The sequence below is a fragment of the Natrinema gari JCM 14663 genome, assembly GCF_000337175.1.
GTDB lineage: Archaea > Halobacteriota > Halobacteria > Halobacteriales > Natrialbaceae > Natrinema > Natrinema gari.
Genome location: NZ_AOIJ01000044.1, coordinates 53,590 through 69,753 on the forward strand (window position 1 = coordinate 53,590; position 16,164 = coordinate 69,753).

Here is a 16,164-nt window from a genome sequence, read left to right on the forward strand (position 1 = left end):
GTCCGCGGCTCCCGTACGTTCGACGCGTTTAGCTACCGCTACTGAAACGCGTTCGACGACCGCAAAAACGGGGAAATAGCTCGAATTCGGCTCGTGATCGAATCGACCTCGATGAGCGCTTAGTCTTCGAGGACGATTTCGATCGAAACGTCGTTTGGCACCTGAATGCGCATGAGCTGTCGGAGTGCGCGTTCGTCGGCGTCCAGATCGATCAGGCGCTTGTGGACGCGCATCTCCCAGTGCTCCCACGTCGCAGTGCCCTCGCCGTCAGGCGACTTCCGGGTCGGCACCTCGAGAGTCTTCGTCGGCAGCGGGATCGGCCCGCTCAGGTTGACGCCGGTGTTGTTCGCAATCTCGCGGACGTCGTCGCAGATGTCGTCAAGGTCGTCTGGACTCGTGCCCGCGAGTCGAACGCGTGCCTGCTGCATTTATTTCTCGTTGACGTCGAGGACCTTGCCAGCTGCGATGGTCTGACCCATGTCGCGGATGGCGAAGCTCCCGAGTTCGGGGATCTCGCTGGACGGCTCGATGCTGAGGGGCTTTTGCGGTCGGATGGTGACCACAGCAGCGTCGCCCGACTGGATGAAGTCGGGGTTCTCCTCGGCGACCTCGCCGCTCGAGGGGTCCATCTTCTTGTCGATGGACTCGATCGTACAGGCGACCTGTGCCGTGTGGGCGTGGAAGACCGGCGTGTAGCCGGCCGTGATCACGCTGGGGGGTTGCATGACGACGATCTGGGCCTGGAACGTCTCGGCGACGCTTGGCGGATCGTCGGCGGGGCCACAGACGTCACCGCGGCGGATGTCGTCCTTCCCGATGCCGCGGACGTTGAATCCGACGTTGTCACCGGGTTCTGCCTTGGGCACCTCTTCGTGGTGCATCTCGATCGTCTTGACCTCGCCGCCCACGTCGCTGGGCTGGAAGGAGACGTTGTCGCCGGTGTTCAGGAGACCGGTCTCGATACGTCCGACGGGGACGGTACCGATACCGGAGATGGTGTAGACGTCCTGAATCGGGAGTCGGAGCGGCGCGTCCGTCGGCGGCTCCGGCTCGGGCAGGTCGTTCAGGGCCTCGAGCAGGATTTCGCCGTCGTACCACGGCGTGTTGTCGGACTCCTCGGCGATGTTGTCGCCTTCGAACGCCGAGATCGGGATGAACGAGGCGTCCTCGGTGTTGAACTGGACCTGCTTGAGCAGCTGGTTGACCTCTTCGACGACCTCGTCGTACGTCGACTCCTCGTAGTCGACGATGTCCATCTTGTTGATGCCGATGATGAGCTCGTCGATACCGAGGGTTCGAGCCAGGAAAACGTGCTCCTGGGTCTGGGGCGCGACACCGTCGTCAGCGGCGACGACGAGGACGGCGTTGTCCGCCTGGGATGCGCCCGTGATCATGTTCTTCACGAAGTCGCGGTGACCCGGACAGTCGACGATGGTGAAGTCGTAGGCGTCCGTGGAGAACTCCTGGTGGGCGATGTCGATGGTGACACCACGCTCTCGCTCCTCGGCGAGGTTGTCCATGACGTAGGCGAACTCGAAGCCACCCTTGCCCTTCTCTTCTGCTTCTTCGCGGTGCTGTTCGATGACGTGCTCGGGTACGCTCCCCGTCTCGTAGAGGAGTCGTCCCACGAGCGTACTCTTCCCGTGGTCAACGTGACCGATGATGGCCAGGTTCTGGTGTTGGTCGCTCATTGTTGTAGCTCACGCGCAGAGGCGCTTATATCGGTCCCTTTGGCTCGTTGCGGTTAAAACCATTTCGAAAGCGTATTCTCCCCATCCCGACGCCGTCTTGCGGTTTGGCTAGCATTCACACGACACGGAACGTTCGAAAGACGATAACTGCCGCTGAGAAACGGGTCCGAGAAGTGGTGCGGTCCCGTCAAAGATTTTCGAGATTCCGACGCGCACGCGTTGATAATCTTTGGAGGAGAATCGGCGACGGAGAACCGCCGTTCGACGACATCGGTCCGGACCGTTCGGCCACACGGAGATGAGACGGAGCAGCGTATAGCAGCCATTAGAAGTAATTGCTCACTTCTGGAAGCGAGAGTTGCTCAAGAGCGGTATCAATCGCTGTTGTGAGTGCAGAACGTGAGTCAAAGAACCGGCTTCTAAGTGCTGATTGAAGTTGTCTCCCGAACGTGTCCCTCTCGGCTGATTCTGCCGTCGAAACGGCGGTTTCCTTCGACGGTGGGGTTCGGATTAGATGGACGAGGGACCGTCGAATCGGTCGTGATCGGCGAAGGGAGCGAACTGGAGTGCACTGGTTAGTTGTGACTGTATCTCCTCGTCGTCGGGGTACTCGTGGGCGAGCAGTTCGAGTCGTTCGAGAGCCGACTGACGGTCGTCGAGTGTCCCCACCTGATTTTCGATGGCGTGACCCAGTGCCCAGGCGAGTCGCCGCTGGATCGTCTGGCTATCGGGACGGTCCCGGGCGAGGGCCTGGAGACTATCAAGGTGAGCCTGGAAGTCGTCGCGTCGACCGGCAGCCGCCTCGCGTTCCATGAGTTTACAGATCGCAGCACCGAATTCTGACTGTAGCTCCTCGCTATCGGGATGGTCTTCGGCATGGGCTTGGAGTCGGTCGAGGTAGCCCGCCGCGTCTTCGAACTGCCAGGCACCACTCGACGCGAAAACCGCGTTGAACAGGACCTGTGCGAAATCGGACTGGATCGCATCGGCGGCAGGATTGTCGGCAGCCAGTGTTTCGAGGCGATCAACTGACCGTGCGAACGCGTCGAACCGCTTGTCCTCGGCCTGGTATCGCGCGGTGGTAAAGATCGCTTTCGAGAAGCGCTCCTGGACCGTCTCGATATCCGGATACGTCGTCGCCAGCGTTTCGAGACGGTCTAGATGTGTCTCCACAGCGTCGGTCCGACCGGCGTCGGCCGCGTGGAACGTGGCATTCCAGAGTGCCGTTGCAAAGGCTGCCTGGACATCGGCGATGTCGGGATATGCACCAGCATGTGATTCGAGTCGGTCGAGGGAACCGCCGTTCGCGAGAACGTCCGCGAGGACGACCTGCATCTCCTCGTCGGTCGGATGGTCGCGTGCGAGCGTTTCGAGGCGGTCGAAATAGTCCTGATCGTGGTCGAATCGGCCTGCCTCACGCTGGGTGAGGACCGCAGTCTGCAGCCCCGACGCGAACGTGCGTTGGATCCGCTCGCTCTCGGGATGGGCCGCTGCGATGGTTTCGAGCTGGTCGAGTCGCGCCGGGAGTACGTCGACCCGACCGGCGTCACTCTCGTGGGAGAGAGCCGTCTGCAGCGCGCTTGCGTAGTGGCACTGGATTTCAGTATCGTCACGATGGCTGCTAGCGAGGCGGTGGAGGCGGTCGAGATAGTCCTGTCCGTCCTCGAATCGGCCTGCCGAAACCATGTGATAGACTACCGCTCGGAGGGTGTCGGCGAACTGGCGTTGCACCGCCACGAACTCGGTCGAGGCTTCGGTGACGGATTCGAGACGCGACAGGACTGTCGTGAGGTCCTCCATCCGGTCGGCCTCGGCCAGGAACGTGACGACGTTGTACAGCGAGGTGGCGAACGCGTTCCGGATCTCCGCGTTGTCCGGGAAGTCGGCGACGAGTGCTTCGAGGCGGTCGAGATGGACGTGGAGACCGACGAGCAGCCCGGCATCTCCTTGCTCCTTCGTCGCGTTCAGGGTTGCAGTTGCGAGTCTGACGTGAATCTCCTCGATGCCAGGGTGGTTCTCGGCGAGGGTTTCCAGCCGGTCGAGAAGTCCTCGCTGGTGCTCGAACCGACCGGCTTGGCCCACGTTGTTCACGGCGTTGAACAGCGCGAGACTGAACCGTGACTGTATCTCCTCGTCGTCGGGCTGGTCATCGGCCAGCGTGTCGAGCCGGTCGAGAAAGCGGTCAAGGGCCTCGAACTGACCGTGATTTCCTGCGTGTGTGGCACAGCTGGCCAGGGTCTTGGCGAGATTGCGCTGGAGTGTATCGGTCTCCGGATTCTCGGCGGCGAGTTCCGCAAGCCGGTCGAGATCCGCCCGCTCTGCCTCGAGCCGCCCAGCTTCGCCCCGGAAGTAGCTGGTGTGATAGAGCGCTTCGCCGAGGCGGGTTCGAATCGCTTCGTTGTCGGGGTACTCGGCTCGAACCGAATCGAGATCGTCGAGACAGGAGTGTGCCGCTTCGAACCGTCCAGCGGTCCCGTTGTACGTCGCCGCGTTGCAGAGCCCCTTCGCGTAGCGGACGTGAATCGCTTCGGTCGGTGTGGCGTCACACAGCTGCTCGAGTCGGTCGATGCGGGCATCGAGTCGTTCGAATGCCCCGGCTTTGCCCTCCGACCCTGCAACGTTGTACAGTCCGTTGGCGAGCTGGAGCTGTATCTCGTCGGTGGTTGGATACTCCATCGCGAGGGCATCGAGGCGGTCGAGGTGCGTCTGAGCCACGTCGAGCCGGTCGGCGTCTGCCGCGTGATACACGGCATTGAACAGGCCCGTTGCGAACTGGGACTGAACTTCCATGTGGCCCGGATACGCACGGGCGTGGGCTTCCAGCCGGTCGAGTGACCGCTGAACGTCGTCGAATCGACCGTTTTCGCCCCAAGAGTAGACGGCACCGGCAAGCGCACTGGCGAGTTGGTGTTGTATCTCCTCGTCGTCGGGATTCTGGTCGGCATGCGTCGCCAGACGGTCGAGATACTGTCGCTGCTGGGCGAACTCTCCGCACTCGGCTGTGGCCGAGGCGACACTCCGGAAGCCCTCTGCGAGCCGTTGCTGAATCTCGGCACTGTGGGGGAAGCTCTCTGCAACGGTTTCGAGCCGCCCGAGATACCCGCGTTGCACCGAGAGCCGTCCGCTCTCGCCCGCGTAGCACGTCCCGTTGAACAGCGTCTTGGCGAGGTGACCGTGAATCGACTCGTCGGGATGGGCGGAAGCAAGGGCGTCGAGGCGGTCGAGCGACTGCTGGAACGCATCGAATCGGTCGGCTTCTCCCTGAAACGTTGCTGCGTTCGAGAGTGCCTTCGCGAGTTGCCGGCGAATCCGGGGGTCACTGGACGTTGCGGCGAGATGGTCGAGACGGGAGAGGTGTGCGGACACCTCGTCGGACCGGCCAGCCTCGCTTTCGTACCGGACGGCATTGAAGAGGCCCTGGGACAGTCGGAAGGTCAGCTCCTCGGTGGGGTAGTCGCTAGCGAGGTGTTCCAGTCGGTCGAGACGGTCAGTGAGTCGTTCGACTCGACCTGCCGCCCCCTCGTGGTGTGTGATGTTGACGAGCGCTCGAGCACATTCAACCTGAATTTCTTCGTCCAGTGACCGTTCGGCGAGCGATTCGAGTCGCTGAAGCGTCGTCTCGGCGACCTCGAACCGGCCGGCTTCCGCCGCAGCGTTTACCACGAAATGGAGTCCTTTCGCGAACCTGTGTCGAATCTCCTCGATGTGGGGGTGTGCCGCCGTGAGGGATTCGAACTGATCGAGACGGGACCGACAGTCGTCGAACCGGTCGGCCTCTGCCTCGGCTTTCGTGGCGCTGAACAGGACGAGTGCGAACGAATACTGGATCTCGTCTGTCGCGGGATAGTCGCCTGCTATCGTCTCGGCCTGTTCAAGACTGGTCTGCAGGTCTCCGGGTCGATCGGCTTCGCATGCGTATTTCGCGGCATTGGAGAGGGCCTTGACGTGTCGGCGCTGGATCGCTTCGGTGCTGTCGGGGTACTCCCCCGCCAGCGTCTCGATGCGGTCGACCGAGGCCGCGACCTCGGTGAACCGGCCGGCCTCACCCAGAGGAACCGTGGCATTGAGGTGGCCGATGGCAAGCTGAACCCCGATAGCTTCGGAGTCTGGGTGTGCGTCGGCCAGTGCGTCGAGTCGGTCCAGGCAGGTCCGGAGCTCGGCGAATCGGCCAGCCGCCCCTTCGTACTGGATTGCATTGGAGAGGGCTCTGGCGAGTTGCTGCTGGACCACGTCGTCATCGGGGTACTCGGCGGCGATGCCAGCGAGAACATCGACATGGCGCTGCTGGTCGACACCCTCGATCTGGCCGTTCTTACCGTCGGCATCGGCGATGTGGTGGAAGGCCTTCGCGAGTTCGGTCAGGACGTCTTCGTGTGGATGCTCGGCAGCCAGTGCTTCCAGCCGCTCAAGATACTGCAGACGGTCGTTGTCTCGGCCGGCTGTCACAGCAAAGCCAGTGGCCGTCCGGAGCGCAGTCGCCAGCTGAGACTGGATCTCGATCGGTTCCGGATACTCGGTGGCGAGTGCAGTCAGACGGTCGAGCGACGACTCGAAATCCGTGACTGCAGCCTCACTGGTCTGGCCCTCGGACACCGCTACCGTGACACCAGTTGCGTGTCCCTCGGCGAGACGGCATTTGATTTCCTCCTCGTCGGGATAGTCGGCCGCGAGCGATTCCAGCCGCTCGATGTAGCGCCGAATCCGATCGTATTCGAGCGGTCCCTCACTGTGTTCGATATAGGCCGGCACGGCGAGAGACCGGACGACTCCGACGAGCGTGCCGGCGAAATGGGTCTGGACGCTGCTGTCCGGATGCTCCGCGGCCAGCGCCTCGAATCGGTCGAGCCGGCTCTCGAAGTCGGCGAGCTGCGGCGTCTCCCACTCGTATGGGGCGACGTTGACCAGTGCCTTCGAGAGTGCCGACTGGAACTCGTCGTCGGACGGTCGGGCAGCCGCCAGTGTCTCCAGACGATCGAGATGCGTCTGGAGATCCGCGAACCGACCGGCTTCACAGTCGTGGAACGTAAGGAGCGAGAGGGTGTTCGCGAGTGCGAGCTGGATATCGTCGGTTTCGGGGTAGTCGGCGGCGAGCGAATCCAGCCGCTGCTTGTAGGTCCGTCGGTCCGCGAGGGAGTCCGCCTCCGCCGCGGCAATCGTTCCGTTGGCCAGTGCGCTGGCCAGTTCGGCCTGAAGACGCTCGTCGTCGGGATACCCTGCAGCGAGGGTTTCCAGCCGCTTGAGGTGGCGTCGGCGGTCGTCACCGCCGAGCCGACCCTCCGCCTCGTCTTCGTGTGCTGTTGCAGCGACACAGTTTGCGAGTGCGCTCGCGAATCTGCGCTGGATTTCCTCGTCGTCGGGGTGGTCGTCGGCGAGCCCGTCGAGTCGGTCGAGGCAGGCCTGGAGGCGTTCGTACTCGAGGGGGCTGTCGTCGGCGGAGAACACTGGGTCGAGAAGGGTCCGGATGGCATCGCGGAGTGCCTCGGCGAGGTGGAACGGAACCCCACTCTCCGGGTGGTCACTAGCCAGTGTCTCGAAGCTGTCGAACCGATCCCGGACGGTATCGAGTGCATCGGTCTGTCTCTCGTACTGGATGGCGTTCGCCAGTGCCTTCCCAAAGGCCGCCTGAACCCGCCATTCGAGTGGCGCGCCGGCAGCCAGTGTTTCGAGTCGGTCGAGGTAGGTCCGAACCTGCTCGTACCGGCCGGCCCTCCCTTCCTCGGTCGTCGCCACAGCGTAGGCCTTCGCGAGTGAGTGTTGCATCCGTGTCGCCGGAGTATCGTCGGCCAGGGTTCGAAGTCGTTTCACGGTGGCTTCGAGGTCTGCGAACCGGCCCGTGTCCCCATAGTCGATTATCGCGTTGGTGAGCGCCGTCCCGAATTCGTGAGGAATCCGCTCGGAATCGGGATGCTCCGAAGCCAACGCTTCGAGTCGGGCGAGTCGTGTCTGGAGCGTCTCGAACCGACCGGCGTCGCCATCGTGCGACGCGGCGGTGCGGATGGCCCGTGCCAGAACCGTCTGAGCCTCGGTGTCGGCGGGCGCTGCGTCCGCGAGCGCGTCGAGTCGGTCAAGCATGTCCCGCCGCGTTTCAAGCGACTCTGCCGAACTGCTGGCGGCACATGCCACGCGAAGCGCGTGGGCGAATACGAGACGGAGCAAGGCGTTCTCGGGATGTGCCTCGACCCGTGATTCGAGACAATCCAGGGAATGACGCAGCGTCTCGGCTTCGAACTGCCCGGTGTCGACGGGTTCGAAACTCCTGGTGACGACAGTCTCGGCGAGCTGTCCGAGACGCTCCTCGGGAGTGAGCCAGTCCTTGTCATCGTCGAGTGTTTCGATCCTGTCGAGCCGTTCCGGGAACGACTCGGTGAGGGGACGACCGGTCAGTGTCGCCATCAGGTCGGCTCGTGTGACCGTGAGTTGCACCCGAAAATCGTCCGGATTGTCGGTAGCGAGGGCGTCCAGGCGATTTAGTGAACTTTCGAGTGCGTCCAGGTCCTCACGCTGGTGCTCTGGCACACGAGAATGTGCAGTCGCACAGCGGCGCTGGACGGCGGCGGTGGAAGGGTACTCGTCGGCCAACGTGTCGAGCCGGTCGAGACACGCCCGCCGTTCCTCGAACCGACCAGCCGACGCGTAGTGGAAGCTGGCAACCGAGAGCGCTTTCGTGAGTGGCAGGTGGAGTCGCGAGTAGGGATACTCGGCGACGAGCAGTTCGAGTCGACTGCGCCAGGTCTCGAGACTGTCGAGCCGGCCGGCGTTCCCCGCATCGATGATGGCGTTGACGAGTGTCTGGGCGAACTCCTGTCGAATCCTCTCGGAGTGTTGGTTTTCCTCGGTAAGCGCATCGAGGTGCTCGATCCTGGTCTGGAGCACATCGAATCGACCCGCCTCTCCCTCGTGATAGGCAGCGGTGGAGAGCGCCCGTGAACGGAGATACTGTATCTTGTCGTCGGCGACGTACTCGCCAGCCAGTGTCTCGATGCGGTCGAGATGGGTCGCCATGGACTCGAGCCGTCCCGATTCCCCGTCGTCCTCGATTGCCCGAATCAGTGTCCGAGCCAGTAGCTGTCGAAGTGTGTCAGCGCTCGGATTGTGCGCGACGATGGACTCGAAGCGGTCGAGGGGAACCGAACGCTGTTCGAACTGTCCGGTTTCGACCGCATCGACGATGGCTGCAAAGAAAGTGTCGGCGATCCGAGGTTGATGCTCGTCGGCAGCGGTGTCCGCCAGTCGCGGGATGAGGCTGTCAACGTGTGACTGTCGGTCCTCGTGCCGGGACGGGGCGGCATCGGAATCGAGTGCGGTGAGAAGCGCCTCGACGATCTCAGTGTGGGCCGGAGGCGGACCAGTGGCGGCTTCAGTGGGTGATTCGTCGCCGTTCATTACGCGATATCCGACCCGGCTGACAATAAACAATGTGATTGTCCTGTTTCGAGTGAAATAAAATCCCACTCCATCGGTTGGAGTAACGGAGCACCGCAAACACAGGTCTGGGGCCATCAGACGTGCGAATCGACGCGGCAGCCAGATCAATAGCTGTAGTCAGATCGGCGATCAGTGGATAACTACTGCCCGATAGCAACTATTATATTACCTTCATAACGAACTGGATATATCCGCCTGCCGTTGTCGTTCTCTCAGACGAGTCGTCAACAGGGTCGGTTGCAGTACACTCATGGATTCCACGATACAAGAAGTCAGACCTGACGAACTGGCAGACACCATCGAACTGGGCGAGGTAACCCTCGTTCTCGGTGCACCCGGTATCGGAACGTCACAGCAGCTACGGCCACTGGGGCAGTCCGTCGACCGACTGCCCGAGACGGACGTTGCTGACGACGGGGAACTCGTAATCGTCGAGGACTTCGTCTCAGCAGCGTTCGCCCTCGACGACGAGTCCCTCTCGACCTACAGTTACGAGTACGGGGAGAAATCGCTGTTTTCCATATCGGGTGGCGCAGTACTCGTCACCCACCCCCGGAGTTTCGACTGGCTTTGCCGGAGTGATCTGGGAGTCTCGGGGAGTTTCATCGAGACTGTCGACAGGGTAGTGGTGGTTCGAACGCCGCCGACTGCTGCCGGGACAGCAATCGACGAGGTTCGACAGCGTCTCTCAGGTGGAACGCACGGATTGGGTGCCGACGAGCGAGCCGCCGTCCTGGAACGAGCTAGATATCCACCCTACTACTTCACCACCCCGGAACTGCAAGAGCACCTGGGATGGTACGACGGGACAGTCACGCCGGAAGCGTTTCTCCCCCTCTCGAAACACGACACGTCGGCAGTGCTCCTGCCTGGCGACGTCAGACGAGTGTTCGAGGGATGTGAGATCACGAGTGGTCCCTTCGATAGCGAGTTCGCGGATGCCATCGCACGACTCCTTCCGAGAGGGGGTCTCCCCAGCCGAATCCCGAACGAGCGGTCGCCAGCAGTACTGGCTGCGCTCGCGCTCGTCGCCGTTGGAATCGCCGAGGACGGGGACTGGCTCGATTCCCTCGCTCGAAATCGGACACTTTCACCGACCGCTGAGGCACTGGAACGTGCCCTGGATCTCCCGCCTGGAACAGCCGACCACCTCCAGGTCTTCGCTGGGGAGTCGATGCGAGCACGAATTCACGAACGTCTCGCGGCCGACGACGAGGAACCGATCCTCGACGTGTCTCGTGAGGCACTCGACGACGCACTGGATGCGCTACAGTCGGAGAGTGCATCGCTCGAAACCGTCTCCACGGACCCTGAAGCGTATGGCTCCTCGCCACTCGTCGGTGCCTGGCACTGGGACGGGCCGGAGGCACTGCACGAGGCTGCTGCCGAGCGTGAGCTCCCGGGCACGATTCAGGAGCCAGACGAGACCGACGAGGAGGGGCTGGACTGGCGGTCGTTCGTCGACGGGGAGGACGACGACGATGGCGACGACCTCCTCGATGCGCTCGATGGCGGGCTGGTCGTCCTCGATGGCCCGAAATCGAGCGGAAAACGACAGGTCGCTGCCACACTCGCTTCGGAACTCGAGGACTGGGGAACGACCGTCAAACTCCCCGACCTGAGAAACCCCGACCAGATTCGGACCGGGATCGAAGCGACACCGAACACGGTCGTCGTCGCGACGTACGGGGCCAAACCAGCGAAGATAATCAGCGACGAAGGCGTCCGAGCACTCCCCGAGTGGGTCGGGGACGGAAGTTGTGCCGGCGCGCTGCTCATCTGTGACGACACCAACCGCGAGCGCCTCGACGAGGTCGCTGAACGGGCTGGCTGTGACGAACTTCCAGCCTGGACCGACCGCGTCGAGTTCTCGGTCGAGGATCCGAGCGTCGATACTGATCGTGACCCGGCAGACGTTGCTCAGGAGCTACTGGATGTGATTGGCTGGAACACGGTGCAGTTCCCATCTCGTCGGAACCTCGATGTCGAGTCGGTCGCCGACCAGAGCACCGTAGCAGCCATTGCGGGTGTTCCGGATCACGCACTCGATGGGGAGTTCGTGGGGCGTGTTCTTGCCGAGGTTGTCGACATCGTCTCGACGACACACGGGCCCGACGCAGCACAGCAGTGGCTCTCGTTCGTCGACGACCTCGTGGCGGACGTGGGTCGGAATCGGAGTTCCGACACGGAGGAGGCTCTCCAGTACCGGGGGGAAGTGTACGAGACCGCAATCACAGCCGTTGCGTTGGCTAATCCGAGAACTGACGAGTGGGTCCACGCGGTCGCACTCGGTGTGTTAGAGGTCACGAACGAGGTATCGAATCCCCACGAGGTGAGCCTCGGCGTGAATTTAGAGCCGTTTGCCACCGCGTTCTCGGGTGCGCTGGCGAGGCTCGCACAGCCGTCGGACGGATCGGTGGTAAACCACGGCGCAATTGGGTGTGTCGACGAAACGCTTCACGCTATGGTTGCGGACGACGGGTGGCGGTTTCCGCTCCACTTCGTCTACGGGAAGGCCGTCGGCCGGATCGTCCGACGGGCGGAGAATCCAGCGGCAGCGAACGGCGGTCTCTCGACGGTCGTCTCCCTCGTTCGCCAGTACGCCTCGAGCCCCAGCGATCACTTTACGACGGTCGTGCTCGCACAGAGCTTCGGGTCCATGCTTGGGGCTGTCGCGGATGTCGACTGTTCGCCCGAGGCGATGGCTGCCTGGGTGGCCGATATCCAGTCTCGTGCCAGCGACGCGGTCGCTATCATTACCGAACAGGACGCCGGAACAGCGATGCTCGGAGCGTTCTACGTCGCCGCTGTCGGCCAGTGGGTGTTCGAACACGAGTGTTCGGACGACCGGATCGGCCCCTGGCTCGATGCCGTCGGGCTCAGTATGTGCAACACAGCGACAGTGTCGACACGCGACGTGGCTCCCGAGGCGTTCGTGACGGATGCCTACGGGGGTGCTGTTCGGACCGTCGTCCAGACGGGCGACCTCGACCGCGCCGAGCAGTTGTTTGCGACGTGTCACCGCCTCGTCGACGCCATCGCAGACGCCGGCCACTTCGAGGCCGAACAGGAACTTCGGGCAATGCTGCACGCCACGGCCTTCGCGGCCTTTGGCAACGTCGAGCAGCAATACCCAGATCAGGTCAGTCAGTACCCGTACGGCGTAGAATCGATTCCGTTCGACGACTCACTGGGCTTCGAGGACTGGATGGCACTGTACGACGAGTCAGTGACACGGGGTGGTGCCGCCACGGAGTCCACCCAGAAACGGACCCAGCATCTGACAGCCGTATATCGCGACGCCCTTTCGACAGCCGTTCAGGGGTTCGAACCTGATTCGGCTGATTCGGACGACAGCGTCGTGACGAACGGGATGGACGGGTCGGACGAGTGGGGCCACTGGGACGAGTGGAACATGTTTGGCGATTTGGCCGAACCTGACCCCAGTGTGACGCCACGCGAAGAGCACACGTGGTACACTGGCATCACGGACTGCATTGAAGCACGGGCGAGTTCGGTCGAGTCGATCGACGACCCGGTTCAGTTCCTCGCAGACGTCTACGGCGGCGCAGCCGTTCGCTGGGCGGCCGATGGCGCATCGAGTCGTACCCAGGAGTGGGTTACGGTGCTCGTCCAGTCGCTACGGACCAGTCGCGAGTCCATCGACGAGCCCGACAAGACGGCCTGGTTCGACGCGTTCGCGACGGTCGACGCAGAGATTCTGACTGCGGTGCTGACTCGGTCTGACGTCGGCGAACGCACGCACGAGCGACTGGTCGAGGCGGTGCTGTCCCAGATCGAAGCGGCTGCGACCGCGCCGGACAATCCACCACACCCAGTCGTGTACGTGGCCTCGGTGTTCGGTGGCGCACTCGGACACGCCGCCAGCGTCGAGTCCGAGGAGGTCCGCTTCTGTGTGATCGAGGTGCTGTCGGTTCTCGACGATGGGTTCTCCTTCGACTGGATCGAACTCGACCGAGCCGACATCTTCGAGCGGATCTTCGCCGAGGCGCTCGCGACGGTCGGTCGAACTCACGCCGACAGCCCGGTGACCGACGAGTGGTTCGAGATCGTGAGCGACAGAATCGAATCGACCGCCACGCGGGAAGCGCCGGACTGTCCGGACGAATTCGTCGCCGACGTGTACGTTCGAGCCCTGTTCGAGGCAGTGCAGGACGATGCCGACGAGTGGCGACGACGACTCGATTCGGAACTCCGTGAGTTCACCAGGGGATCGTACGTGAACGACCCGGAAGCGTTCCTGGAAGGCCTCTACGCCGATGTGATCGTCAAGGGTGCAGAGAACCACGGCCCCTGGACACGGATCGAAGCGTGTATCGACGCCGTGAACGAGTCCGTTCAGGATGCGATCGATGCTGATCTGCTCCGCGCCGATGGAGCCCACGAACGAACATTCTCGAACGCGCGCGACACGCTGTTCTCGGCCAATGGTCGAGCACGCGCGGACTATATTACACGCCTCGATCAGGGACTCCAAGCCACAGACAACGGCGACATCTCCAGCGCCATTTTCGATGCGGAGGGTGTCGACGACCCTGACGACCCCGCCGACGGGCCGGATTCGACAACTGACCGTGATACCGATGATGGTGAGAACCCACCGAGACAGGAGGATCGGTGAGCTCGATGCTGTAGCGAGAGGACTCGCTGACCGACAACAGACGACAGCCCCGATAAGTAGATTCCCAACCCGATTTCGGAATACAACATGACGAACGATACCCCAGACGACCCCGACGACGAAGCGCGACGAGCCAAGGAGCTCCGAGAGACAGTCGATCCCGCCACGGTGACGGACGAAGAGATCGAGGCCCTGTGTGCGCTCATCGACGGCCGCCACGGGCGCTCGGACGCCCAGGAAGCCCTCTGGAAGATCGGGGCCCACCCCAACTGCACTCGACGTGTCGCAGAGGCCCTCCAGCCGTACGTCGTCCACGAGACCAGACGGACACGGGAGGAGGCCCGCGACATGCTCATGTGGGTCGCACAGAATGACCTGGACGCGCTCGATACAACTGTCGAGTGGCTCGTGGAAAACCTCGACACCGAAGACGAGCACGTGCGAGAAACCTCCGTGACAGCGCTCGAGACACTCGCCGAGACCAAGTCCGTGCTGTTGCGCCCGCACGTCGACGAGATCATCGACTGCCTTGATGACGAGTCGCTGCGTGGCTGTGCAATCACTCTGTTGGCGACGATCTCATACGCCTACCCGATGGCGATCGCGCCTGCCAGACACGACCTGCTCGCACTGACCGAAGACGAGACGGTCGAGGAAAGTCCATTGTCAGCGCCACTTGTCCAGATCGCGCTCGTCTGTCCCGATATCGTCGATCCCGTCGTTGAGGGCCTGCGAGACCGGCTTACCGAACAGGCGGGACCACAGCAGATCGGCACTGCGGCCGCACTCGCAAACGTCGCTATCGCCTATCCTGACCAACTCTCGGTCGTCGTCGAAGAGCTGCTGACACGTGTTGAAACGGAGACGGGAGATCGGTTTCGCAACCTGGCCCGTGGGGAGATACTCAAAACTGTCGGGCGGATCGGTGCCGCACATCCCGATGCGGTCGTTCCCGAACTGGACCGTATCACCCCACACCTCGAAAGCGACGATCACCGTCTCCGATCAGGTGCCGTGAAAGCCCTTGGCGACATCGCGACCGTCCGGCCTGCTGCTGTCCGACCAACCGTCGACGACCTGGTGACGCTGGTAGACGACAATGACGAGTCCGTGCGCAACGCCGCCGTGACGGAACTCGGGAAGATTGCAGCAGCGGACCCTGAGGTCGCACCGCGCGTCGTTACGGCGTTGGACGACCGCTTCGACAGTACCGCGGACACCACAGACCCAATCCTCGCGGCGGTGGATGAGAGATATTCCGACGACGAGGTCGATGTGTCTGGGATCATCGATGCGTACAAGCGAATCGGTGCCGCACATCCCGAGGCACTCGACCCTGCCATTGAAGACCTCCGGACCTGCCTCGACGACGAGGTACTCTCGTGTGACGCCGCCGAAGCACTCGGCGAGATCGGTGCCAGCCGTTCAGTCACAGTTCGGCCAGCCGTTGAGGACCTTCGGGAGTTGCTTGACGACGGCTCGCTCCACAATCGGAGCGCCGCCGCAATCGCACTTGGGAAGATCGGGGCCGACGACTCCGAGGTTGCCGCGCTCGTCCGAGACGATCTTCAGACGCTTGTCGAGGACAGACAACGGTACGTGCGCGAGGCGGCAGCTGAGGCACTCGGAACGATTGCAGCAGCCGACACGGAACTACCGACGACGGTCAGTGACAGCCTGCGGCCACTCGTGGACGACGAGGATCGCGGCGTTCGAGTGGCAGCCCTCGAATCCCTCGGGAAGATCGGCGCGTCGGATCCCAACATAGACCCACACTGGTTCGACGAGTTGCAGGCCGACCTCGGTGATGTCGACGCTGAACTGCGGGAAGAGACTGCTGAAGCCCTCGGGCGGATCGGCGCTTCCCACCCCGAACTTGCCGCCCCAGCCGCCGATGTCCTCCAGTCCCGCCTCGACTGTGACGAAGAATATATCAAGGTGAAGGCATCGATTGCCGAAGCGGTACGGACGATCAAGCGATCCCACCCCGATGCCGTCACACGCTCCGAGACGGAACTCCAGCGGTACATCGATGCGGTGCCTCCCCTTCACGAGTAGCCCCTGGGATACGACGACGGATGGCGACTCGAACCCACCGCTTCGGTCGTTGGTCCGCCGGTCACTGTGGACGACTCTCGACAGTGGTCGAGATCAGCGGTCGTCGGCCGCGACGGCACTCGCCGCGGTCGGCGTCGCCCACTCAGCGCTGACCGCCACGGCCGTCGAGGCGCTCACCGCTCGGTTCGAGTGTGACGAGGAGCATCTCTCCGTCCGGTCGACGATCGCCGAGGGACTCCTTTCACTCGACTCGGCCCACCCCGATGCCGTCGAGGTGAACGAGACTGAGCTCCAGCAAGTCGCCGCCGCGTACGTGATTCTGGAGGTCGAGTAGCTTCGAGGGACTGT

Annotated in this window: 6 protein-coding genes and 1 pseudogene; 3 read left to right on the plus strand and 4 right to left on the minus strand. The window is 62.9% G+C overall.

From position 1 onward, the window contains the following. Positions 1-119: 119 nt before the first annotated feature. The 4 genes and pseudogenes from rpsJ to C486_RS22270 form a co-directional block, all read right to left on the minus strand. The gene (gene rpsJ / locus C486_RS07425) at positions 120-428 is read right to left on the minus strand and encodes a 30S ribosomal protein S10 (RefSeq protein WP_004215311.1); all 309 of its coding nucleotides are present in this window, start codon (positions 426-428) and stop codon (positions 120-122) included. Further along, complete coding sequence (gene tuf, locus C486_RS07430; RefSeq protein WP_008454734.1) at positions 429-1,691, minus strand: translation elongation factor EF-1 subunit alpha; 1,263 nt, start codon at positions 1,689-1,691, stop codon at positions 429-431. Between the two features lie 325 nt (positions 1,692-2,016). Beyond that, positions 2,017-2,133, minus strand: a pseudogene (locus C486_RS20910) (IS630 family transposase); the annotation flags it as partial. Between the two features lie 68 nt (positions 2,134-2,201). After that, positions 2,202-9,074 (minus strand): hypothetical protein, encoded by a 6,873-nt coding sequence (locus C486_RS22270; protein WP_008454735.1) that lies wholly within the window; start codon positions 9,072-9,074, stop codon positions 2,202-2,204. Between the two features lie 292 nt (positions 9,075-9,366). Here C486_RS22270 and C486_RS07440 point away from each other — a divergent pair, with 292 nt between their 5' ends. The 3 genes from C486_RS07440 to C486_RS07450 all read left to right on the plus strand — a co-directional run bounded on the left by C486_RS07440 (position 9,367) and on the right by C486_RS07450 (position 16,150). Beyond that, positions 9,367-13,758 (plus strand): hypothetical protein, encoded by a 4,392-nt coding sequence (locus C486_RS07440; protein ID WP_008454736.1) that lies wholly within the window; start codon positions 9,367-9,369, stop codon positions 13,756-13,758. Positions 13,759-13,845: 87 nt separating this feature from the next. Further along, the gene (locus tag C486_RS07445; protein WP_008454737.1) at positions 13,846-15,816 is read left to right on the plus strand and encodes a HEAT repeat domain-containing protein; all 1,971 of its coding nucleotides are present in this window, start codon (positions 13,846-13,848) and stop codon (positions 15,814-15,816) included. Next, on the plus strand, positions 15,791-16,150 hold the full coding sequence (locus C486_RS07450; protein ID WP_008454739.1) for a hypothetical protein: 360 nt from the start codon (positions 15,791-15,793) through the stop codon (positions 16,148-16,150). The genes C486_RS07445 and C486_RS07450 overlap by 26 nt, the downstream gene beginning before the upstream one ends. The last annotated feature ends 14 nt before the right edge of the window (positions 16,151-16,164 follow it).